20 protein-coding genes are annotated in these 23,092 nt (G+C 50.9%); 16 read left to right on the top strand and 4 right to left on the bottom strand.

Annotated features, from left to right (window positions below; genetic code table 11):
• Window positions 1–34: 34 nt before the first annotated feature.
• Both INT20_RS08465 and INT20_RS08460 read right to left on the bottom strand, forming a co-directional pair.
• Window positions 35–1,444, bottom strand: coding sequence for a PhoH family protein (locus INT20_RS08465; RefSeq protein ID WP_193054529.1), 1,410 nt, complete (start codon window positions 1,442–1,444; stop codon window positions 35–37).
• 178 nt (window positions 1,445–1,622) lie between these two features.
• The gene (locus INT20_RS08460) at window positions 1,623–2,492 is read right to left on the bottom strand and encodes a LysR family transcriptional regulator (RefSeq protein WP_193054530.1); all 870 of its coding nucleotides are present in this window, start codon (window positions 2,490–2,492) and stop codon (window positions 1,623–1,625) included.
• Between the two features lie 122 nt (window positions 2,493–2,614).
• Between INT20_RS08460 and INT20_RS08455 the strand changes: the two genes are divergently transcribed.
• A complete protein-coding gene (locus tag INT20_RS08455; protein ID WP_193054531.1) occupies window positions 2,615–3,481 on the top strand; it encodes a cation diffusion facilitator family transporter in 867 nt (288 codons plus the stop codon).
• Between the two features lie 99 nt (window positions 3,482–3,580).
• On the opposite strand, the gene INT20_RS08450 is transcribed toward INT20_RS08455, so the two are convergent.
• Entirely contained in the window at window positions 3,581–3,766 is a 186-nt protein-coding gene (locus INT20_RS08450) for a DUF3008 family protein (RefSeq protein WP_193054532.1), read from the bottom strand.
• Between the two features lie 124 nt (window positions 3,767–3,890).
• Here INT20_RS08450 and ybaK point away from each other — a divergent pair, with 124 nt between their 5' ends.
• The 3 genes from ybaK to INT20_RS08435 all read left to right on the top strand — a co-directional run bounded on the left by ybaK (window position 3,891) and on the right by INT20_RS08435 (window position 6,780).
• On the top strand, window positions 3,891–4,358 hold the full coding sequence (gene ybaK / locus INT20_RS08445) for a Cys-tRNA(Pro) deacylase (RefSeq protein WP_193054533.1): 468 nt from the start codon (window positions 3,891–3,893) through the stop codon (window positions 4,356–4,358).
• 104 nt (window positions 4,359–4,462) lie between these two features.
• On the top strand, window positions 4,463–5,860 hold the full coding sequence (gene dbpA, locus INT20_RS08440; RefSeq protein ID WP_193054534.1) for an ATP-dependent RNA helicase DbpA: 1,398 nt from the start codon (window positions 4,463–4,465) through the stop codon (window positions 5,858–5,860).
• Between the two features lie 62 nt (window positions 5,861–5,922).
• The gene (locus tag INT20_RS08435) at window positions 5,923–6,780 is read left to right on the top strand and encodes a PA4780 family RIO1-like protein kinase (protein ID WP_193054535.1); all 858 of its coding nucleotides are present in this window, start codon (window positions 5,923–5,925) and stop codon (window positions 6,778–6,780) included.
• 90 nt (window positions 6,781–6,870) lie between these two features.
• Here INT20_RS08435 and tkt read toward each other — a convergent pair whose 3' ends face one another.
• Complete coding sequence (gene tkt / locus INT20_RS08430) at window positions 6,871–8,865, bottom strand: transketolase (protein ID WP_193056781.1); 1,995 nt, start codon at window positions 8,863–8,865, stop codon at window positions 6,871–6,873.
• A 483-nt stretch (window positions 8,866–9,348) separates the two neighbouring features.
• On the opposite strand from tkt, the gene INT20_RS08425 reads away from it, so the two are divergent.
• The 12 genes from INT20_RS08425 to INT20_RS08370 all read left to right on the top strand — a co-directional run bounded on the left by INT20_RS08425 (window position 9,349) and on the right by INT20_RS08370 (window position 23,075).
• The gene (locus tag INT20_RS08425) at window positions 9,349–9,822 is read left to right on the top strand and encodes an RpiB/LacA/LacB family sugar-phosphate isomerase (protein ID WP_193054755.1); all 474 of its coding nucleotides are present in this window, start codon (window positions 9,349–9,351) and stop codon (window positions 9,820–9,822) included.
• 106 nt (window positions 9,823–9,928) lie between these two features.
• Window positions 9,929–11,659, top strand: coding sequence for a dihydroxyacetone kinase family protein (locus INT20_RS08420; RefSeq protein ID WP_193054756.1), 1,731 nt, complete (start codon window positions 9,929–9,931; stop codon window positions 11,657–11,659).
• 89 nt (window positions 11,660–11,748) lie between these two features.
• Window positions 11,749–12,726: a sugar-binding transcriptional regulator gene (locus tag INT20_RS08415; protein WP_193054757.1), complete on the top strand. Its 978-nt coding sequence runs from the start codon at window positions 11,749–11,751 to the stop codon at window positions 12,724–12,726.
• Window positions 12,727–13,153: 427 nt separating this feature from the next.
• Window positions 13,154–14,260, top strand: coding sequence for an MDR/zinc-dependent alcohol dehydrogenase-like family protein (locus INT20_RS08410; protein ID WP_193054758.1), 1,107 nt, complete (start codon window positions 13,154–13,156; stop codon window positions 14,258–14,260).
• Between the two features lie 47 nt (window positions 14,261–14,307).
• Entirely contained in the window at window positions 14,308–14,952 is a 645-nt protein-coding gene (locus INT20_RS08405; protein ID WP_193054759.1) for a DUF2291 family protein, read from the top strand.
• A gap of 9 nt (window positions 14,953–14,961) precedes the next feature.
• A complete protein-coding gene (locus tag INT20_RS08400) occupies window positions 14,962–16,512 on the top strand; it encodes a sugar ABC transporter ATP-binding protein (protein ID WP_193054760.1) in 1,551 nt (516 codons plus the stop codon).
• A 25-nt stretch (window positions 16,513–16,537) separates the two neighbouring features.
• Window positions 16,538–17,635 (top strand): ABC transporter permease, encoded by a 1,098-nt coding sequence (locus INT20_RS08395; RefSeq protein WP_193054761.1) that lies wholly within the window; start codon window positions 16,538–16,540, stop codon window positions 17,633–17,635.
• Window positions 17,636–17,709: 74 nt separating this feature from the next.
• Entirely contained in the window at window positions 17,710–18,666 is a 957-nt protein-coding gene (locus INT20_RS08390) for a D-ribose ABC transporter substrate-binding protein (protein ID WP_193054762.1), read from the top strand.
• 70 nt (window positions 18,667–18,736) lie between these two features.
• Complete coding sequence (locus INT20_RS08385) at window positions 18,737–19,639, top strand: ribokinase (protein ID WP_193054763.1); 903 nt, start codon at window positions 18,737–18,739, stop codon at window positions 19,637–19,639.
• 513 nt (window positions 19,640–20,152) lie between these two features.
• The gene (locus tag INT20_RS08380) at window positions 20,153–21,025 is read left to right on the top strand and encodes a transketolase (protein WP_193054764.1); all 873 of its coding nucleotides are present in this window, start codon (window positions 20,153–20,155) and stop codon (window positions 21,023–21,025) included.
• A gap of 1 nt (window position 21,026) precedes the next feature.
• On the top strand, window positions 21,027–22,034 hold the full coding sequence (locus INT20_RS08375) for a transketolase family protein (protein ID WP_193054765.1): 1,008 nt from the start codon (window positions 21,027–21,029) through the stop codon (window positions 22,032–22,034).
• Between the two features lie 60 nt (window positions 22,035–22,094).
• The gene (locus INT20_RS08370; protein ID WP_193054766.1) at window positions 22,095–23,075 is read left to right on the top strand and encodes a TRAP transporter substrate-binding protein; all 981 of its coding nucleotides are present in this window, start codon (window positions 22,095–22,097) and stop codon (window positions 23,073–23,075) included.
• The last annotated feature ends 17 nt before the right edge of the window (window positions 23,076–23,092 follow it).

Below are 23,092 nucleotides of genomic sequence, written 5' to 3'. Positions count from 1 at the left end.
CCTCGCTGTAAGAGCCCTTTTTAGAACAGCCTTTTTACAAAAGCTCTTCAGCCGCCAGCGCCAGGCGCGAACGCTCAACGCTTTTGAGGGTAATATGCCCGGCGTGTGGCCAGTCACGGAAGCGCTCAACCACGGCCGCCATGCCGCAGGTATTGGCGGTTAGGTAGGGCGTATCGATTTGCCCCACGTTGCCTAAACAGACAATTTTGGTATTACGTCCGGCACGGGTAACCAGTGATTTAAGCTGTTTGGGTGTAAAGTTTTGTGCCTCGTCGATAATCAAAAAGGTGTCGTTTAAAGTGCGCCCTCGCATAAAGCCTGGCGAGCGAATTTGCACGCGTGAGCCAATCAGTTGCCGTGTTGCGCCATTATCCCAGGTCGACTCTCCTTCGTCATTGCGCAGCAGGTTATCCATATTGTCGTGGAAGGCACCCATCCACGGCGACATCTTCTCCTCCTCGGTACCGGGCAAAAAACCAATGTCCTCGCCCATCGGAATAGGTGCGCGGGTAAACACGATGCGCTCAAACTGCTTGGCATCCAGGGTTTGCTGGAAAGCGGCGGCCAGCGTCATAAAGGTCTTACCCGTGCCCGCGTTACCGGCAATGGTGACCAGATCAATGTCCGGGTCCATCAGCAGGTTCAGGGTAAAGTTTTGACGGCTATCATGGGCGTGAACGCCCCACGCCCCAGCGTGGTGGCGGTAGTTGGTCAACAGCTGTAACCGCGCTGATGAGGGCGACAGCTCACGAATAATGGCCTCAAACTCAGCGCCGTTCTCGCTGTCGGAGACAAGCATTCCCAAGTGCCAGTGACGGGGCATGTCGCCACTTAATTGATAAAACGTTTGATGCTCCACCCGCTCAACGCTGACATCAACATTCAGCGCTTCCCAAAGTGCCCTGCCGTTGTGCCCCGCCGATGCGTATACCTGGGCACCCTCAATCATGGCATCGCTGTCTGAGAATGCCCGATCGTTAAAGTAATCCTCCACAGGGACTTTTAGCGCGGCCGCCTTTACGCGCAGGTTGATATCTTTGGTAATTAGAATGACCGAGGCATCGGGGCGCTCATCGCGCAGCCGACAGGTTTCCGCCAGAATACGGTTATCCGGACTGTCGTCCATCGAGTCGAAGGGCTTTAAATCGTTGAAGCAGAGAAAGTGCAGGCGTCCAGATTCGCCGCTAATACGTGGGATGGGGATGCCGCGTTGAATCTCGTCAAAAGTAACCTGGTTGGTAAGGTCAGAGAGCGTACGGCTAACTTGACGTGCCGTACGGGCAATCTCACGAATTCCGTTTTTATGCTTATCCAGTTCCTCAAGAACCGTCATGGGGATAACCACGTCATGCTCTTCAAAGTGGTAGAGCGCTGTGGGGTCATGGATTAGGACATTGGTGTCCAGGACATAAAGCCTTGTCGCTTTCTTATCGAGTCTTACCATCGGGCGATAGCTCCTTGGTTGACGGCAACATCGACACTGGCAGCTACATCTTACGCCTAGATGACACTTGCCTGTGTCGTTCCTCTGGCGTGTCTTTAAATCTCCTTGTGAGGCACTTTTTTATAGCGTGGAAGGATATTGCACTTTTTTCCACTGCTATATTTCACCGAAGTGACCACTACTGCGCATTGCCTAGAAAACGCGCCACTTTGTTAAGGAGTGCGGTGGCCACTACGCCCAGGTTTTCACTCTCTACATAGCGGTAATAGTGGCTATCCAGGGCAAGGTCGTGATTCAGTGAACAGAGCTGATCACTTTCCAATGCTTCTTTAACCAGCGGGTGGGGAAGCAGTGCCCATCCCGTGCCGTTTATTACCGCATCTCGGATCACCTCAAACATGGTGAAGCCCAGGTAGTTAGCGGAAAACAGCGCCTCGCTGACCAGTTTGTCGTCCTGAATGTGGGTTAAGCAGACTTGCGTGTATTGGGCGAGATCATCGCGATTGACGCTAGGAAGCCGACTCAGTGGGTGCTGTGGAGAGGCCACTAAGCGCATACTCACAGGTGCCAGGTTGGCTGCATGGGGGGCAACGCCTTCGGCGGTATAAAGCCCAAACGCAATATCGACAGTTTGGCGCAGAATAAATTGGCTGTGCTCCTGCGGTGGAACAAGATAAACCGATACCGCGGTCAGCGGGAACTGCTGCTTTAAATCGTGCATGACCTGGTGCCAGAACCGCTCAGGAAGCGCATCATCGCGGGCAATGCACAGCTGGTTTTCGACCCCTTGCAGATGTTGGTGGCAATGCTTTTTGATTCGGCTGGCACTTGTCAGTAGCCGGTAACAGTCGGGGAGTACGCTTTCACCTACGGCGGTTAGTGTCAGGCTATTTCCCGAGCGTTCAAACAGTGCCACCCCCAGGCTATCTTCCAGCGCATGGACCGCCGCACTTAGCGTACCGCGCTTTATACCTGACTGCCGCGCAGCGGCGGCAAAGGAGCCGTGCTCAGTAACTTCAACAAATGCCTGGACTTGTTCAGCTCGCATACGGGGTCTCGTGGTTGAGTGCTATTTTTTTTAGCGCTGAGTGATTCGTTAAACGTTAGTACACCCTTTACCATGCAGCACGATTTCCTATAATCCTGCTAAATCAGAATGGAGTTTTCTGCGTGACCCCCTTTATTGCTGAGCGCCGTGCGCTAAGATTTTCAGCTGTTTCAGCAAGCTTTTTTGCGCTGTCTGGCTTGGTTCTGGGATTAGCCAGTGGCTCTATCACGATTTTATTCGATAGCGGATATTCACTGTTAAGCCTTGTTCTCGCTTCGCTCTCACTGCTTGCGTTACAGCATGCCCGCAAACCCGCAGATGATCACTACCCCTTTGGGCGGCTAACGGTAGAGCCGCTAGCGGTGCTGCTCAAAGGCGTGGTGATTGCGCTGGTGTGTCTGTTCTCTTTAGTGTCAGCCGTGTGGAGCCTGGCGCAGGGCGGACGCTTGGTGACACTTGATTTGGCCTTGTTATTTGGTGTCGCTAACGTGAGCGGCTGTTTGTTGACCTGGTGGTGGCTAAAGCGCTATGCCCGTATTGCTCGCTCCTCCTTGTTGGCGGCTGAGCTGCGTCAGTGGCAAATGGATACCTGGTTAAGCGCGGCGGTAATGCTTGGTTTTGCACTTACCTGGGGACTCACGTTAACGCCCTGGGCAAGTTATGCGCGGTTGGCTGACCCGGTAATGGTGCTGATCATTGCAGGCTACTTTTTACCCATGCCTATCCGCATGGTGCGTGGAGCGCTTCGCGAACTAATGTTTGGCGAACCCATGGGCAGCATTCGCCAGGACATGGTGGAAGAGATCGCCGAGTTTGATATCGCCAGTGACGATGTGCGCCTGGCGCAGGTGGGCAGCTTTCTGATGGTGGATATCCAGCTCGACAAGCAACAGATCGATGATGCTGAAGAGATTGTAGAGAGCGTTGAACAGCACTGCTTGCAGCGTAATTTGCGCCCCGTCACCAGCATTACCCTGGTGGCCACGTAAACCGGGGGGAATAGCACTGTCACTTTCGTTAGTGTTCATCATAACGCCTGCTTAATGAAGCGGGCGTTATGATGTAAAAGCGGAGCACTACAAGCGCAGTTAATCGTCTTTCTTCTCTGGTTTGCCTTTGCGCTCGGTGCTTGCCATCTCCTCAAGCTCCTCTTCGCTCATTGAGTCGTACATATCCTTGGAAGCATCATAAAGCTCACTGGGCTTGGTTTCTCCACGTTTGGCGGAAAGGGCGGCGCCTGCGGCTTTTTGCTGGGCTTTCGATGTGGCTGGCATAATTAAGGCTCCTTTAGGTTGACTTCCCTTTAGCGCTTACGCTATTTAGCGTAGCAGGCAGGAATAGGCTTTCCAGAGCGCGCCACAAGGGCTGCCCAACTTTACTAAACATCAAGAGAGCGTCATGACACCAGCCATTAATACGGCCAAAAAAGCGGGTATACCGTTTGAAATTCATGAGTATCAGCACGATGTAGCGGCGGAGTCTTACGGCTTGGAAGCCGCTGAAAAACTGGGGGTGGCCGTCGAGCAAGTATTCAAGACCCTGGTAGTAACGCTGGACGGCAAGACGCTTGCTGTGGGGATCGTGCCGGTCACTCATCAGTTGGGCCTAAAGCAGATTGCCAAGGCCGCTGGGGCTAAAAAAGCCGTCATGGGGGTGCCTGCCGAGGTCGAGCGTGCCACTGGTTACGTGTTGGGTGGGGTAAGCCCCTTGGGGCAGAAAAAACGCCTGGCAACCTATATTGATGCGTCGGCTGTGGGCTTTGCCACTATTTTTGTCAGCGCCGGGCGGCGCGGGCTTGAAATTGAGCTGGCGCCCAATGACCTGGCAACCCTTTGCAAGGCTGAGCTTGCGCCACTGGCGGTATGAGATGCACGCAGGGGCAGGCACTTTCTGGTATGGTGCTTCACATTAAAGTGTATCCGTATTAGTTACCTCTTTACTGGCCGTTAAACGGCCCTGCAGGTTTTATTGTGTCAGACGTCTCCTTCTCGTCGCTCGCCTTACCGGCCACGCTGCTTACTAACCTTGAGTCGCTGGGTTATCACCAGATGACGCCTGTTCAGGCGCAAAGCCTGCCGCCCATGCTGGCCGGGCAGGATGTGCTGGCACAGGCCAAAACAGGCTCGGGCAAAACAGCGGCGTTTGGTTTGGCGCTACTCGCTGAACTGCGGGTTGAAGTATTTTCTGTACAGGGGCTGGTACTTTGCCCCACTCGTGAACTTGCTGATCAGGTGGCCGAAGAGCTGCGCCGCTTGGCGCGGGCCATGGCTAACGTTAAAGTATTAACACTGTGTGGCGGAGCGCCGTTTGGGCCACAGTTAGGCTCGCTTGAGCATGGCGCGCATATTGTTGTTGGTACCCCGGGGCGTATTGAAGAGCATCTGCGTAAAGGTTCGTTGACGCTGGGTTCGCTAAGCACACTTGTGCTGGACGAGGCGGATCGTATGCTCGATATGGGCTTTCAAGCATCATTGGACGCGATCATTGCGGAAACCCCGGCAGATCGCCAGACGCTGCTATTTAGCGCCACCTTCCCTGATGAACAGGAGTCCGGTGGCTTGGCGGCCATGACGCGCGGCGTCATGATGGATCCTGTCAGCGTTAAAGTGGCTGAGGTGCATGACGCCACTACCATTGATCAGCACTTCTATGAAGTGCCTAGTGAAGATGCCCGCTTTGGTGCGCTTAAACAGCTGTTGCTGGTCAACCGCCCGACGACCAGCGTGGTGTTTTGCAACACCAAGCGCGAAACTCAGGCAGTAGCCGATAGCCTAGTGGATGCCGGTTTTAGCGCGGTAGCGCTGCACGGTGATTTAGAGCAAAAAGACCGTGATCGTATTTTGATACTCTTTGCCAACCAAAGTGCGTCAATCCTGGTGGCCACCGACGTGGCGGCACGTGGCCTGGATATTGCGCAATTGGATGCGGTGTTTAACTATCAAATTGCCCGTGAGCTAGAGGTTCATGTCCACCGCGTAGGGCGTACCGGGCGGGCTGGCGCCAGTGGCATTGCCTGTACACTGGTAACCCCTCAAGAAACCTATCGCCTGGGGCGCTTGGCAGAGCTTCTGAGCGAGCAGCTCACTACGGAAGCACTTCCTAAAGCCACACAAACAGCCCCCTTTGAACCTCCCATGGCGACGCTGCAATTAGCCGGTGGCAAAAAGGATAAACTGCGGCCAGGCGATATTTTGGGTGCCCTGACCAGCGAGGGCGGGCTGCGCGGTGATCAGGTCGGTAAAATTAAAGTGTTGGCTCGTAGTGCTTATGTCGCGGTTGAGCGCAGCGCCGTTCAAAAAGCCCAGGCCAAACTCGAACGTGACAAACTAAAAGGACGCGCCTTTCGTGTGCGTCGCATTCGCTACTGAGTGCCAGAAACTGTCCCTACTTCTAACTGTTTCTACTTCTATAGGAGCCATTGCAGCTAGCCATGAAAACACCCAAACGATTACAGCCCCTGGTCGATGACGGCCTGATCGATGAGGTGCTGACGCAGTTGATGAGCGGCAAGGAAGCACAGGTTTACGTGGTGCGCTGTGGCGAAGAAGTACGCTGTGCCAAGGTATTTAAAGAGGCAAAACAGCGCAGCTTTAAGCAAGCGGTACAGTACCAGGAAGGGCGTAAAGAGCGTAATAGCCGGCGTGCCCGGGCCATGGCGAAGAAGACCCGCTATGGTCAAAAAGAGCAGGAGCAGGCGTGGCTAACTGCGGAAGTAGACGCGCTTTATCGCCTTGCCGCGGCTGAAGTACGCGTACCCAAGCCTTTCGGTTTTGTGGATGGCGTGCTGCTCATGGAGATGATTACCGATGCCGAGGGCACTGTTGCGCCACGCTTGGATGACGTAACACTGACCCACGAGCAAGCGCTGCGCTATCACGATAAAGTCATCAAGGATGTGGTGCGCATGCTCTGCGCTGGCCTGATCCACGGTGACTTGTCGGAATTTAACGTGCTGGTAGATGCCGAGGGGCCGGTCATTATTGACCTGCCCCAGGCCGTGGATGCTGCTGGTAACAATAGCGCCGCTGCCATGCTAGAGCGTGACGTTAATAACATGCGCGCCTACTTTGGCCACTATGCGCCTGAATTGCTAAAGACCCACTATGGCAAAGAGATGTGGGCGCTTTATGAGGCAGGCGAGCTGCATCCAGAGAGTAAGTTGACCGGCCACTTCGACTTCGACACCCACATCGCCAATGTCGATGAGTTGATGGAAGTGATCGATGACGCCAAAGAAGAAGAGGCTGAGCGTCAGGCGCGGATGCGCGATGACGAGGATGAAGATTAAGCTTATTGGTCGTCAGCGTGGATAATCAGGGCATGGCGTTTTTGGTGACGCTAGCCATGCTCTGAGTAGAACGTCGTTCAGCTATTTTTCTTACCTGTTTAGCATTTCGTCTGCTGTGCCAAGAATATTCTCAACCGTAAAGCCGAAGTGCTTGAACAGCTCACCCGCAGGGGCGGATTCGCCGAACGTGGTCATGCCGATCACACGGCCGTCCAGACCTACATACTTGTACCAGTAGTCGGCATGTGAGGCTTCAATGGCGATGCGCTTGGTGACCGCCCTGGGCAGGACGCTTTCCCGGTACTCGGCGTCCTGACCGTTGAAGCGGTAGGTCGACGGCATGGAGACCACGCGTACTGCTTTGCCCTGTGCTTCAAGCTCGGCGGCAGCGTCCATGGCCAGTCCCACTTCCGAACCGGTGGCGATCAGGATCAGCTCGGGCGTACCGTCGCTGTCTTTCAGCACATACCCGCCACGCTGAATGGAAGCCAGCTGGGCTTTGGTGCGGGCCTGGTGCGGCAGGTTCTGACGCGACAGGATCAGCGCCGTGGGGCCCGAGTGACGCTTGATGGCTGCATCCCAGGCCGCGGCGGTTTCCACCGCGTCACACGGGCGCCAGGTGTTCAGGTTCGGCGTCGTGCGCAGGCTGGTCAACTGCTCAATCGGCTGGTGGGTCGGGCCATCTTCACCCAGGCCAATGGAGTCATGGGTAAATACGTAGATCGCCTGCTGACCCATTAATGCCGCCATGCGAACCGCGTTACGCATGTACTCCATGAAGATCAGGAAGGTTGCGCCGTACGGGACAAAACCACCGTGCAGGGAGATACCGTTCATCACCGCGCCCATGCCGAACTCACGTACGCCATAGTGCAGGTAGTTACCGCTGGCATCTTCCGGCGTAATCGCTTTGGCACCCTTCCAGAAGGTCAGGTTGGACGGCGCAAGGTCCGCACTGCCGCCGAGCAGCTCCGGCATTTTCGGACCAATCACGTTAAGCGCTTCCAGCGACGCTTTACGGGTGGCGATGCTGGCGCCTTTTTCCTGGGCCTGCTCGATGAGGGCTTCGGTCGGTATTTCAGCCGGCAGTTGGCCTTTCATGCGACGCTTGAATTCCTGCGCCTCGGCCGGGAACGCCTCGGCATAGCGGGCAAAGCGTTTTTCCCATTCCTGCTGGCGGGTTTTACCTGCTTCACGCGCATCCCAGCCAGCGTACACGGGCTCGGGAATATGAAACGGCGCGTGGGGCCAGTCCAACTGCTTGCGTGCCAGGGCAACTTCTTCTTCGCCCAGCGGCGCGCCGTGCGACTCTTCCTTGCCCTGCTTGTTGGGCGCCCCGAAACCGATAACCGTTTTACAGATAATCAGGCTGGGCTTGTCATCGTTCTGTTTGGCAAGTGCAATGGCGGCCTGGATCTCTTCCGGCTTGTGACCATCGACATTGGGCACCACGTGCCAGCCGTAGGCTTCAAAGCGCTTGGCGGTATCGTCGGTAAACCAGCCTTCCACTTCCCCATCAATCGAGATGCCGTTGTCGTCGTAGAGCGCAATCAGCTTGCCCAACTGCTGAGTACCCGCCAGCGACGCCGCCTCATGGGAAATGCCTTCCATCAGGCAGCCATCACCCAAAAAGCACCAGGTGTGGTGATCGACAATGGTGTGGCCCGGACGGTTGAACTGCGCTGCCAGGGTTTTTTCGGCAATCGCAAAGCCGACGGCGTTGGCAAACCCCTGACCGAGCGGGCCGGTAGTGGTTTCGATGCCGGGCGCGTAGCCAAATTCCGGATGGCCGGCGGTGGGCGAGTGCAACTGACGGAAGTTCTGAAGTTGTTCCAGGCTTAACTCATAGCCGCTTAAGTGCAGCAAAGAGTAGAGCAGCATTGAGCCGTGGCCATTGGACAGCACGAACCGGTCACGATCGGCCCATTTTGGGTCTTCGGGGTTGTGCTTGAGGTGATCATTCCACAGCACCTCGGCGATATCAGCCATGCCCATGGGGGCGCCAGGGTGGCCGGACTTGGCCTTCTGAACAGCATCCATGGAAAGGGCGCGAATGGCATTGGCGAGGGCAGAGCGATTTTTCATAAGAATCATGCCTTGGTCTTGTTGATTAAATGACACTGCAAGCTATAAGGCGCTACGAGATCAATGACGCCTGGTCCTGTTAGTCGATGTCAACAGCCGAACGCCATCTGCCAGCGAGTGTTCGCTTGTCATTTTTGCTATTTTTAAAATGAACAGTCTGTGATCAAATGATTGGGCAGTTAAGAGTCTTTCGTCAAGCATGGTGACGGAGTTTTTGGATGGATGGTTACTATACAAAAGTATAAGTATTATGCTTCTACAGCTTTTTTGGCTAATAATTTATATTATTCAATCGCTTACCATATTTATGTTTTATCTCTTTTGTATAAGCGCTGACATATACTTTATGTTCTTATGATCAATCTATTTACAAATGATCATCTGGTGGTAGATTGAAGGCACCAGTAGGCGGCTGGATAGAGTGTCTGAATATTTGTTGCTATCGGTCGCCGTGCTTCTATTGCTTGTGCGGAGAGAACCAAAATGTCTAATAAAACGCCTACTCTCAGGGTCGCGATTGGTGGTGATGAGGCTGCTTACGGCTTAAAGGAAATGCTGATTAGCCATGTTCGTGAGCTAGGCTTCGAGGTTGAAGATTTTGGCACGTTTAATGCTGAGCCGGTGCTATATCCTGACGTCGCATTTGAGGTAGCAACGGCCATTAAGGAAGGGCGTTTTGATCGTGGAGTACTGGTTTGTGGGACAGGTATTGGAGTAGCTATTTCTGCTAATAAAGTGCCTGGTATACGGGCTGCTCAAACGCATGATGTTTATTCGGCCGCTAAAGCTCAAACCAGTAACAACGCACAAATCGTGACCCTCGGGGCGAGAGTTGTGGGGCCAGAATTAGCCAAGCTAATTGTCTCCACATTTTTGAGTAATCATTTTTCTGGTGGTGCTTCCGAGTTAAAAATAGCAAAAATTGATGAGTACGAGTCTCGATTAACAACCCGCTAAGCATAAGTTGATGAGATGGCGAGACTGATTAATAGCCAGAAATTAACAATAACACCACTATGCAAGCTGTGATGACGCCGTATGTCTTCACTCCGGAGGTATAATAATGACACGCCTGTTTAATGATCCGAGTGATTTTCCTGAAGAAGCGCGCTTAGGATTAGTGGCTGCTAATCGCGATAAGTTGATGGCCGTACCCGGTGGTGTTGTGCGCAGTACGCGCAGTGAACCCGGTACGGTAGCCGTTGTAATTGGGGGTGGGAGCGGCCACTACCCCACGTTTGCTGGTTTGGTTGGGCAGGGGTTAGCGCATGGCGCCGTCATGGGGAATCTGTTCTGTTCTCCTTCCTCTCAGCAGGTTTACTCAGTGGCTAAAGCAGCCCATAACGGTGGAGGTGTGCTGCTTTCGTTTGGCAACTATGCGGGTGATGTACTGCATTTTGGTGAGGCACGAGAGCGCCTCATTGCCGAGGGCATTCCTTGTGAAATCGTGCTGGTGACTGATGATGTAGCTAGTGCACCGCTAGAAGAGATAGATAAGCGTCGTGGCATTGCGGGGGACTTAACCGTTTTTAAGGCCGCTGCTGCCGCTGCTGAAAACGGCTTGTCGCTTGAAGAAGTCGTCGTGGTGGCGAAAGAGGCAAACCGTTGCACGCGCTCTTTTGGTGTTGCCTTTGAGGGATGCACGCTGCCGGGAGCGGATGATTCCCTTTTCCATGTGCCTGAGGGGAGGATGGCTATTGGGTTGGGGATTCATGGTGAGCCTGGTATTAGTGAGGCTGATGTTCCCACCGCCGATGAACTGGCAGAAATGCTCGTTAATCGATTGCTGCAAGAGGTTCCTGAAGGTATTGCAGTCAGCGGAGCCCGCGTGGCCGTGGTACTTAATGGGTTGGGTACCGTAAAGTACGAAGAGCTATTTGTTATTTATCGCAAAGTCGATGAGCTATTGCAGAGTGTAGGCATACATATTGTAGAGCCGGATGTGGGTGAGCTGGTGACTAGCCTGGACATGGCGGGGGTTTCACTGACATTTTTCTGGCTTGATCAACAAATGGAGCCGCTTTGGACCGCTGCAGCTGATGCGCCTGGCTATCGAAAAGGCAGTGTCAAGCCCGCTGAGGCGTTAGACCCGGCTGAGGTAGAGGTCGTGGTGCAGGATACTATTCCTGAGGCCAGCGAGTCTTCTCGTAAGTTAGCGCGGGGCGTTATCGAGTCGCTGGAGGTCCTTGCCAATACCGTGAACAGCCATTGCGATTTATTGGGTCAGATTGATGCCGTCGCGGGTGACGGCGATCATGGCATCGGTATGCAGCGTGGTAGTAAAGCTGCGCTAGAAGGTGCTAACGAGGCTTTTAATAAGGGTGCAGGCGCGCAAACAGTGCTGCAATGGGCAGGGCAGCGCTGGTCAGATAAAGCGGGCGGTACATCAGGGGCTATCTGGCGGGTGATTTTGAAAGCAATGGGAGAGTCGCTAGGTAATGATAGGCCGCTCTCTGGCCAGCGCCTTGCGGCAGGTGTGATAAGTGCGCGTGATCAGGTAATGGCGTTTGGTAAGGCGGAGTTGGGTGATAAGACGCTCGTTGATGTGCTGGTCCCATTTGCCGATGCTTTATCCAAAGAGGTTGAGAAGAGCGGTGGGCTGGTGGCTTGCTGGGAAGTTGCCGCACGCGCTGCTAGCAAAGCGGCTGACGAAACGGCGAAACTGTTACCCCGAGTGGGGCGGGCACGCCCGTTGGCAGAAAAAAGTCTGGGCACGCGTGATGCAGGGGCTGTTTCGCTCGCGCTGATCATTCAAGCGCTTATCCCTGTATTGAAAAAGTGTGAGCCTAGCTGACATTATACGTTCTCGTGCGAGGTGCTCTTAAGTAGGAGCGCCTCGTTTTTAAGTACGTGCCATGCTTTTAAACAATTCCCGGATGCTGAATGAATAGTCAAGATACTGCTGACATTGACTTGATGACAGAGATTTCGACTCTCTACTATGTACAGGGGGAAACCCAAGAAGCGATCGCTAATCGGCTTGGTCATTCACGAGTACGAATAGGACGTCTGCTTAAAAAGGCACAAGCAGAGGGAATTGTTGATGTTCGAGTACGAGTGCATCCCGCTGTTAGCATTGAAATTGAGCAAGAGCTTAAGCGACGTTTTGGCCTCAAGCGGGCGCTAATTGCCCTGGATAACGCGGACCCAGATGCGCAGCGTTCAGGTGTGGCGAGCCTGGTGGCAGATCACTTATCGCGTAGCTTGATTGATGGCCAGATTGTCGCCGTTGGTATGGGGCGTAATGTAGCCGCCGTGGCAGATAACGTTTTTCAGGCAGAGGTATTAAAGGTTTCTTTTGTCTGTGCAATTGGCGGATCGCTGCGTGCAGGTGAGCATATGAACCCTGATCATATTTGTCGACGCTTGGCGAGCCGGTTTGGCGGCGATAGTGAGACACTTTACGCTCCTGCCTTGGTACAAAACGGCGATGTAAGGGACGCATTGTACGAAAATTCCACTGTTCGCCAGACGCTGGACCGTGCGCGACGCGCCGATACCGCTTTAATTGGCGTGGGCGACGTAAGTGAAGATAGCAATATGGTACGCATGGGATGGTTTTCTGCCCAAGAGATAGCCGAAGCGCGCCTGTCTGGGACGGTGGGGGATATGATGGGTTATGACTTTATCGATATCCACGGTCAGCCTTCTGATACACGCATGCAGGGGCGTGTAGTAGGCCTTAATATTCAGGATCTTACGCGAATTCCCGATGTTATTGCTATCGCTAGTGAGAATACCAAAGCTGTGGGTATTTTGGGTGCGCTTCGCACAGGCGTGATTGATACATTAGCGACCAGCGTCACTAATGCTCATACTATTCTGCGCCTTGATGAAGCGACTCAGCGCAATGTGACATAAGCAGATGCCTATCTATTGGCTTTTTGGCTGGCTTGAACGCCCAATTTATTCAGTTGCTTGGCAGCTTTGGTTATCTGCTTAATCCCTTTTTCAGCCACTTCTTTGTTTATCACTTTGTCCATGGTGTATGCATTTTGGTATGCCAAGGATGTCATGTGTTAGGCGATGCATTTAATAGTCCTATGATCATATGATCGAGGGTGGTTTACGTATTTCTTATATAGGGAGATTTTATGTCTTATAGGATTTTTATTTTTTATTGTTAATAATCAATTTGTTATGGTATTAGTCTAAAGTATTAGCATGAAAAGTTACAATATAAATTGACTCGACTATCCTTAAAGTACTTAACTCATATGTACACGGTGATATCTTTTGTAATGCACGAAAGGTTGTAAACCATAATAAGAGACATTAGGAGTGAGCAATGCGTAATGCCGATAACAACAAGCACGCTGAATTACCACTAACCATGCAAGCTGTCGTGGCCTATGCTCCAGGTGATTATCGTCTTGAGGAGGTTGCTGTTCCAGAGGCGAAAGAGGGAGAAGTGGTGATTAAGGTCGAAGCATGCGGCATCTGCGCAGGTGATCTCAAGGCATACGAAGGCGCACCCAGCTTTTGGGGAGATGATACTCAGCCCGCTTATATAAAGGCTCCTATGATTCCGGGGCATGAGTTTATAGGTCATGTAATGGCATTGGGCGACGGCGTTAAACACTTGGAAATTGGTGATCGCGTTATATCTGAGCAAATTGTGCCCTGCTGGGAATGCAGATTCTGTAACCGGGGTCAGTATTGGATGTGTGAAAAGCATGATGTCTATGGGTTTCAGAACAATGTAAATGGTGGTATGGCTGAATACATGGTCTTCCCCAAAGAAGCCATTAACCATAAGCTCCCCGATGAAATCCCGATGGAAAAAGCGGTCCTCATTGAACCCTATGCTTGTTCACTGCATGCCGTTAAACGTGCACAGGTGGAGCTGGGTGATGTCGTGGTTCTCTCCGGTGCAGGTACGCTTGGGTTAGGGATGATCGGCGCGATTAAAAAATCCGGCCCTTCGAAACTGGTAGTCCTGGATCTCAATAATAAACGGCTAGAGCTTGCCAAAGAATTTGGTGCGGACATCGTTCTGAATCCAGCTGAGGTTAATGTTGTCGACTATGTGAAAAGTATTACAGAGGGATACGGCTGCGATATTTATATTGAGGCTACGGGAGCAGTTAAGTCGGTAGAGCAGGGGCTTTATATGATTCGTAAACTTGGGCGGTTTGTTGAGTTTAGTGTTTTTAAAGAACCTGTTACTGTTGATTGGAGTATTATTAGTGACCGTAAAGAGCTGGATATATTGGGTGCTCATTTAGGTCCCTATTGCTACCCATTGGTTATTGAAGGTATTGGTAATAATGATTTTCCGACGGATCGTGTAGTAACTCATAAGCTTCCATTGAATAAATTTCATGAGGGGCTGGATCTTATGCGCAATGATCCCGATGCATTAAAAGTGGTGTTAATTCCAGACTGGAAGTAAGCCATTAAAGATTTTTATCATAAGCATAATAATATGCCGGAGTGACCATGTCAGCGACATTAAATTCGTTGCCCGCTAACAAGCGTATAAAGGTTTATGTGGTAGGTGTTTGTGCCATAGCGCTTATTGTGTTAATGGCATTTGATACCAAAATTGTAAGCCTGACCGAGCTTGAGAGTGAAATGGGGTTTTCACCAGAAAACTTTGCACAACAAAGCTTTCCTGAGATTAAAGAGTACGTAGAAACCAATGCAGTAGAAGCAACCGTGTTGGCGCCAGAGGCTCTTGAAAGTGCCGTTGCGTCAGGAGAGAAATACGGTATTCCATCTGGTATTGGCCATATTATACCGGTGACTTTAACAGGCGTGGCTGTAGACGAAAAGTCGGGCATTTATACCGTTAATGTCGCTGGTATGTCCGATGAAATTGTTGTTCGGGTACAAGCTGGGTCGGCGATTAATGGCACCGCGCTTCGCGATACCACTGGGGATATTCAGTTTAGTGATTTCACCAACCAGATTGAATATCAAAATGCAGGTGCTGCTTTAAATGAAGAAATGAAGCGTCAGATACTTTCGGAAATGGCAGGGCAGGATTTAACGGGAAAAACTTTAGTGATCGCTGGCTCCTTTAACATGATTAATCCAAAGAACTGGCTAATTACTCCGGTGAGCATAGCGATCACTGACTAAGGAGTAGCTATGTATAACAATCAGAAATCGACAGCTAAAACGACTTCACGTGAGGTGATCCTTTCTGCACGTAATATTGAAAAACGTTTTGGTGCAGTGCAAGCCCTTAAAGAAGTCAATTTCGATATACACCGAGGGCTGGTGACTACGCTTTTTGGCGAAAATGGGGCGGGAAAATCTACACTGATGAAAATTTTGTCTGGCGTCATCCCTCAGACAGCTGGAGATATTGTTCTTGAAGGAAAAAACGTTTGCTTTTCTTCACCATCTGATGCGGAAGCATTAGGTATTACTATCATTCACCAAGAGCTAAGTTTGGCTCCTAATTTGAATGTCCGCGATAACATCTTCATGGGGCGTGAGCTTACTAAAGTTAGTGGTAGCGTCGACTATAGCGAAGAGGCACGTCAGGCTGAGCTATTAATGAAAGAGTTGGATGAGCCCATTCATCCCTTAACGCCGGTCGAAGATCTGCGTGTTGGTCAACAACAGATCGTTGAAATTGCTAGAGCGCTGTCCAAAAAATCCCGCATTCTCATCATGGATGAGCCGACTTCTGCATTAAGCGCGTCGGAGGTCGAGACACTGTTCAAAGTAGTCCGGGATCTCAAAAGCAAGGGTGTATCGATTGTCTATATCTCACACCACTTAGAGGAAGCGCTGCAGATTACAGATCATGCTGTTGTTCTGCGTGATGGCGTTATGACCGCCTATGCCCCGCGCTGCGAAATCGACCTTCAGTGGATTGTAAGGCACATGGTGGGCGAGAGCTTTGATCTTGGCTCACCCCCGGAAGGGTATGAGCAAGGAGGCATAGCGCTTTCTATTCAGCACCTTTGCGTAAGTGACGATAATGTCGCAGATCGCTATGTGGTGGATGACTTGTCACTTGATGTTCGTGCGGGAGAAATAGTCTGTATTTATGGATTGATGGGGGCAGGAAGAACAGAGCTACTAGAGTGTGTTGCTGGGCGAGTACGGCAGTCGGAGGGGAAAATACGACTCCAGTCACAAGAGATATCGCATTACAACATTGCACAGCGAATAGAAAGAGGTTTGGTGCTAGTACCGGAGGACCGCCAACGGGATGGATTGGTGGCAACCATGACAGTCGGGCGTAATTTGTCGCTGGCTAGCATCAATGCATTTACTCGCAAAGGACTTACTTCATCCAGCTTAGAGGAGGGAATGGTTGCTTCAGCCATCAATAAGGTACATATCAAAACAGATGGTGGTGAGGCTGAAATTGGCTCATTGTCTGGAGGCAATCAGCAGAAAGTTGTTATCGGTAAAATGCTGGCAACCAATCCTGACGTCTTCATGCTTGATGAACCGAGCCGAGGTATTGATATTGGCGCGAAAGCAGAGGTCTTCAAGCTGCTCAGTGAAGGGGCGCGCGAGGGCTTGGCAGTCGTTTTTACAACATCTGAAGTAAGCGAGTGCTTAAGCATACCGCATAGGGTTGTAGTGATGAGCAAGGGGCGAATCTCTGCTGAATTCGGGCCTGGCGTATCGAAGGAAGAAATTATGGCCGCTTCAGGCGAATCAGTTGCCGCGTGAGTATTCAATCGGATAGGTGATTAACATGTCTCATTACAACAACGGATCACGAGTCAAAAAGGGCAATATTGATATCATCAAGATATTATTGGAAGGAAGGGCCTTTTTTGCATTGATCGCGATTATTATCGTCTTCTCTATTCTCTCGCCTGTTTATTTCTCGACAGGCAATTTTTTGACGATGTCCTCGCACGTAGCTGTTTTCGGTTTGCTAGGTATAGGAATGCTGTTTGTCATCCTAACAGGCGGTATAGATTTGTCGGTAGGCTCTACGTTGGCGCTGTGCGGAGTATTTGCCGGCATGCTGCTAGAAGGGGTTGAGATTGAGGCGCTTAATTTAGCGTTCTTTCCCTCCGTGTGGGTTGTTGTAGTGCTTACGTGTTTACTAGGTGGGCTAGTCGGTAGTATTAACGGTGTTCTGGTTGCCTATTTTAAAGTGCCTGCTTTTGTTGCCACATTGGGCATGTTGTATGTTGCTCGTGGGGCAGCGCTGTTGCTGACTGATGGCCTGACTTTTAATCGCTTGAGTGGTGATCCTGCATTAGGTAATACGGGGTTCGAGTGGCTTGGTTTTAACAAATTATTGGGTATTCCTGTGGGGGTTCTGATCCTCTTTTTTGTGGCTATTGTGTGCATGCTGGCGCTAAGTCGCACACCGTTTGGCCGCTGGGTCTACTCAACGGGTGGTAATGCAAGGGCGGCAGAGTTATCAGGTGTGCCTGTTAATAGAGTGAAGCTCTCTGTTTACATTATTTCCGGTGTATGCGCTGCCTTGGCTGGGATTGTTCTTGCCTCTCAATTAACGTCAGCAGGGCCCACTGCAGGAACAACCTATGAATTAACGGCAATCGCTGCAGTCGTTATAGGGGGGGCTTCACTAATGGGTGGGCGCGGCTCAGTAAGAAATACTCTGCTGGGTGCATTTGTAATTGGCTTCCTGGCAGATGGCCTGGTAATCGTTGGGGTTTCTGCCTACTGGCAAATGGTGTTTACAGGAAGTGTTATTGTTTTTGCCGTCATGCTTAATAACATTCAGTACAGTGCCAAAAATAAGTCTTCTAAAAAGTTAGAGACAAAACAAATAGATTCAAAAGATAAAAGTTCTGAAGCAACAGCCGCTTAGCGTGGTTTTGCTTAGAAGTATGGCCTGCGAAGGACTACGCAGAAGTTCTAATAATCATAACTATGAGGTGATGTATGTTTCCAAAAAGTAAAAAGCTAGCTCTAACAGCGCTTGCCAGCATGTCAATGCTAGTAAGTGGCTCTATTGTAGCTCAGGATAAAGGGCTAATATCTATTATCGTGAATGATATGTCTAACCCCTACTGGCAAACAGAAGGAGCAATTGCTGAGCGCACCGCACAAGAATTAGGATACACAGCGAATGTCAGCTCACATGTAGGTGATACAAATACGGAAAGTAATCAGGTTGATACGGCTATTACCAATGGGGCTGAGGCTATAATTTTGGATCCTGCTAATGCAGATGGCTCCATTGGCGCTGTCCGAAGGGCTGTCGATGCAGGTATTCCTGTATTTATAATTAATGCTGAGATAAATGAACAAGGATTAGCTAAGGCTCAGTTAGTTTCAAACAACGCTCAGGGGGCTGCGTTAGGTGCGCAAGAGTGGGCAATGCAGTTGAACGGGGAAGGGACCTATATAGAATTAGAAGGTCCGCCTTCAGATAATAATGCAGCAACACGCTCTAATGGGTATGAGACTGTCCTGAGCCAGTATCCTGATCTAACCCAAGTAGCCTCTGACATCGCTAATTGGGATCGTACCCAAGGGCGCAATAAGATGCAGAGTATGCTGCGTTCTCACCCAGATATTAATGGTGTCATTAGCGGTAACGATGAAATGGCACTAGGGGCTATTGTGGCTCTCAAACAAGAGGGCCTGCTTGACGGTGTGTTAGTTGGTGGGTTCGATGGTTCACCTGATGCCGTTGATGCAGTTCGTTCTGGTGAGTTGTCTTATACTGTATTGCAGCCTGTAGCTGTCTTTGCAGAAGATGCCGTCAGAATTGCTGATAATTATATTAGTACTGGCGAAACTGGCTTGGACAATGAAAAGCAGCTGTATGACTGTATTCTTATTACACCAGATAATGTTGATGACTATATCGCACCCTTTGTACTAAAAGGATAGATGATCAGAAAGTGACCTAAAGGCCAGCCAGTTTTATACTGGCTGGCCTTTTTAATAAAGAGAAGAGTTGATGATTTATAATTATGGTTCAATTAATATCGATTATATTTATCACGTTCCTTATTTTGTTCGTCCCGGAGAAACACTTGGGTGCGATGAACACAGTGTAGGGTTAGGTGGTAAGGGGGCAAATCAATCGCTGTCAATAGCACGCGCTAATGGTATGGTAAGCCATTGGGGTAGAGTGTCTTTAAAAGATACTTGGGCGGTTGAAGAGCTGAAAAGTGCAGGAGTAGATGTATGTGATATAGAGTTAACCCAGCAGCCTAGTGGACATGCTATTGTTCAGATTGATGAGCAAGGGGAGAATTCTATAATTTTGTTCCCTGGTGTTAATCACGGTGCTGAAAAAGAACGTTTGGCATTGTTGCTATCCAAGGTTAAGTCGGGAGATATGCTGCTTATTCAAAACGAGTGTGATGGGCTTGGCTATATTATTCCGCTTGCAGCTAGCCGTGGTTGTAACGTTATATTTAATCCCGCACCCATGACCGCAGATATATCAAAACTACCCTTGGATCAATGCAAGTTACTTTTTTTTAATCGCACTGAAGCCGCTTCTTTATTAGAAATGCCGATAAAGTCGAGCGCATCAGATTTGCTCAGAAAGTTAAGGGATAAATTGGGCAGTACCGAGATAGTACTGACCTTGGGAAGCGAGGGCGCATGGTATTCATATAATAGTAAAACTTATTTTCAAGCCGCTTTACCGGTGAGAGCTATTGATACCACAGCGGCAGGTGATACCTTTGTGGGCTATTTTCTCGCAGCTCGCCAGGCGGGCGCTGAGCCACTTGAGTGCCTCAAAAGAGCAACGGCAGCCGCCGCGTTAGCCGTTCAGTACCGAGGTGCTGCCAGCAGTATTCCAAGGGCAGAAGAAGTCGATCGGTTGATGCGGCAAGAAGGGATATAAAGTGCTTTTTTAATATTTTGATGGCTAAGATTTATCCGCCCTGTACACACGTAGGGATGCGGCCACCAATGTGTATTGGTGGCTAACATTAATTGGATGCGATGATATTCCGCTCGTTGGCTTTTTATTTTTTTCGCTGATCTTCCGGTCTTTTTCTTCCTCTCAGTATTTCCACATCCTGGGTTTGAGTGTGTGTTTATCTCGTACATGCTCAGACCTTGAGAGCACCCTGCCTTTCTCTCTGCGCTTCGCCATTGGTTGACCATTTGTCCATGGTTTTATTTATATTGCCTGCGGCTGTTGATACGGCATTGATTTGGCGCGTCTGTTTTATATAGTAAGGCAGTGTTTTTCGTTTATCTTTTTGTTTTTGTTGGACTTTTATATGGTTTTTTATTGTTCTTTTTTTTATATTTATTAAATTTAATGTTATTTATCATAGACTAAAGTTCTGTTTCGAGGAATATAAATTGCCTTTATCTTCAATTGGTCAACCAATTGGAGGTGACTTGCATGAGTCAAACAGCTACCGCATCGAAAGCCAGTACCGTAAAAGCGCTTCGACAGCGGGCTTATAGTATTCGCCGCCACGCTCTTCGTATGGGCGAAGTGCAAGGTCAGGGCTATGTGGGTCAAGCTCTGGGAATCGCCGATGTGCTGGCCGTTTCCTACTTTCACGCTTTAAAAATCGACCCTAAAAATCCTGAATGGGAAGAGCGGGATCGCTTTCTGCTGTCCATTGGCCACTATGCCATCGCTCTTTATGCCGCTCTGATTGAGGCAGGCGTTATCAGTGAAGACGAAATTGAAGACTACGGCAGTGATGACAGCATCCTGCCCATGTCCGGCATGGCTGCTTATACCCCGGGCATGGAAATCACCGGCGGCTCCTTGGGGCACGGTTTAGGTATCGGTGTTGGCATGGCGCTTGGACTTAAGCGCAAACAGAGCACTTCACGGATTTTTAATCTGTTATCCGATGGTGAGTTGAACGAAGGCTCCACTTGGGAAGCGGTAGCCTCAGCGGCGCACTGGAAGCTGGATAACCTGATTGCCATCGTTGATGTTAACGACCAGCAAGCCGACGACAAGTCTTCAATGGTGCTTAATTACGAGCCCGTCGCAGATAAGTGGACGGCGTTTGGCTGGGAAACCTACCGCGTTGATGGCAACGATCTTGAAGCCGTACTTGAAGCCTTCGATAGCGCCTTGGCAAGTAACTCCGACAAGCCCCGCGTGATCATTTGCGACACCTTGATGGGCCGCGGCGTGCCTTTTTTGGAAAAACGGGATAAGAACCACTTTATTCGTGTGGATGAAAACGAATGGAGCGTGGCGCTCAAAGAGCTTGATGACGTTTACGGTATCCAGTCAGGGGAGAAATAAGATGAGCGCCAAGAAGAAGCTTAAAACATCGGCCATGATCGCCTCCATTGCGGGGGAAGACCAGCCGACTACCTCGGCGCCGTTTGGCCACGCGCTGGTCGAGGCCGCCGGTAAAAACGACAAGATCGTCGGTATGACCGCGGACTTGGGCAAGTACACCGACCTGCATATTTTCGCCAAGGCCTACCCGGATCGTTATTACCAGATGGGTATGGCCGAGCAGCTTTTGATGATGGCCGGTGCCGGTATGGCTCGCGAAGGCTTCATTCCCTTCGTGACCACCTATAGCGTATTCGCCTCGCGCCGCGCCTATGATTTTATCTGCCTGGCGATTGCCGAAGAGAATCTTAACGTCAAGATCGTCGGCGGCTTGCCTGGCCTGACCACCGGCTACGGCCCGAGCCACCAGGCCACCGAAGATGTTGCCATCTTTCGCGGCATGCCGAACCTGACGATCGTCGACCCGTGTGATGCGGTCGATATCGAGCAGTCCGTTCAGGCGATGGTGGATTTCAACGGCCCGGTATATCTGCGCCTGCTGCGGGGCAAGGTGCCGCGCGTGCTGGACCGCTTCGAAGGTTACAAGTTCGAAATTGGCAAGGCCAAGCAACTGATCGACGGTAAAGACGCCCTGATTATCTCCTCAGGCCTGATGACTATGCGGGCTATCGAGGCTTCCGACGAGCTCAAGGAGAAAGGCAAAGAGGTGGGCGTGCTGCACTGTGCCACCATCAAGCCGCTGGATACCCAGACTATTCTGGAAGAAGTGCGCCGCCACCCGGACCGCCCCGTCTTCGTCGCCGAGAACCACTCGGTAGTAGGCGGCTTGGGTGAAAGCGTGGCCTTGCTTCTAATGAAAGAGGGTGTGGCCGTCAAGTTCTACCAGATCGGCCTGCCGGATGAGTTTTTGGATGCCGGTGCGTTGCCCACCCTACATGACCGCTACGGTATTTCTACCAAGGAGGTAGTCAAAACCATTGAGCAACATGTTGCTGTAAACGTTAATTGATTCAGAAGCTTAATACGCTAGTTACAACTTACAACAAATAATCGAATTGAGAGAAACGTCATGAAAAAAACTGTTCTTGCTACTGCCATCGCCGGCGCTGTTTTCTTTGCAGGCAGTGCCACCGCCCAGCAGACCCTTCAGTTAACGCATAATGCGGCAGAGGGAAACCCCAAATGGGAGGCATCCGAGCTTTTTGCCGAATTGGTTGAGGAGAAAACCGATGGTGAGTTGATAGTTGATGTTGGTGGTAATGCCCAGTACGGCGACGATATGGAAGCCTTGACGCTCATGCGTATGGGGACTCTGGCGTTCAGTACCAATAGCCAAGGCGCAACCTCCAGCGTAGTGCCTCAATTCTCCGTGCTGGGTCTGCCTTTTCTCTTCGACTCGCTGCCCGCCGCTTGGGAGGTCATGGATGGTGAAGTGGGTGCGGAGCTGAAACGCTTGGCCGAAGAGCAGAACCTGGTACTGCTTGGGCTGTGGGATAATGGAATTCGTCACGTCAGCAACAACGTACGCCCGATTGAGACCCCGGAAGACCTGCGAGGCTTGAAGATTCGCACGCCGCCGGATGAAATGACGGTGGATATCTTTGAGGCGTTGGAAGCCAATCCTACCCCCATGAATTTCTCCGAGCTTTACATCGCGCTTGAACAGGGTGTGGTAGACGGCCAGGAAAATCCTTTGATGAATACCTACTCGTCAAGGCTCCATGAAGTTCAGGATTATATCTCGCTGACCGGGCATAAATATGAGTCCACACCACTTCTGATGAGCAAGATGATGTGGGACATGCTCTCTGCTGAGCAGCAGCAGGCGGTCCAGGAAGCGGCTGACGAGGCAGGTGAATTCAATCGCCAGGCTTCTCTTGAAGCGGATGAGCGGCTTCGTAGCTTGATCGAAGATGCCGGTGTGAATATTAATGAGGTTGATAAGGCGCCTTTTGTCGAAGCGACCTCCTCTGTTTACGATCTGTGGCGGGAAGAATATCCAGAGCTTGTGGATATGGTAGTTAACGCCGCTCAAAACGAGCAGCAGTAACGAACCGGAGGGGTTTT

It is taken from the genome of Halomonas citrativorans (assembly GCF_014898005.1).
GTDB lineage: Bacteria > Pseudomonadota > Gammaproteobacteria > Pseudomonadales > Halomonadaceae > Vreelandella > Vreelandella citrativorans.
The sequence above is the reverse complement of the archived record's forward strand: the minus strand, read 5'-3'. Positions and strand labels throughout refer to the sequence as shown.